Origin of the sequence: Mesorhizobium sp. M1D.F.Ca.ET.231.01.1.1, from assembly GCF_003999155.2 — a bacterium.
In the GTDB taxonomy this organism is placed as follows: domain Bacteria; phylum Pseudomonadota; class Alphaproteobacteria; order Rhizobiales; family Rhizobiaceae; genus Mesorhizobium.
Genome location: NZ_RZOZ02000168.1, coordinates 1 through 327 on the forward strand (window position 1 = coordinate 1; position 327 = coordinate 327).

Consider the following 327-nt stretch of genomic DNA (forward strand, 5'->3'; position numbering starts at 1 on the left):
CGCTGATCCCGCTCAACATGGCGGAGCCGGTGCTGATCGTGCGCGGCAAGAAAACGGGCTTGGCTTCTCGCCGCATGGCGCCGGGCGCAATTTCTCGCGCACCCAGCACCGGCGCATGCAGGCCGGGCGCAGCGATGCCGAGATCTTCGCCGAGGAAACCCGGGGTATCGACGCCCGGTTCTTCAGCGGGGTGACCGACACTTCGGAGTTGCCCAGCGCCTACAAGAACGCGGCTTCGATGCGCCGCCAGATCGAGCATTTCGGCCTGGCGGAAATCGTCGACGAGGTGCTGCCTTACGGCTGCATCATGGCAGGAGACTGGGAGGC

The 327-nt window shown here is 66.1% G+C and carries 1 pseudogene; it reads left to right on the forward strand.

Annotation, left to right across the window (positions count from 1 at the left end):
• A pseudogene (locus tag EN874_RS32800) lies at positions 1-327 on the forward strand (RtcB family protein); the annotation flags it as partial.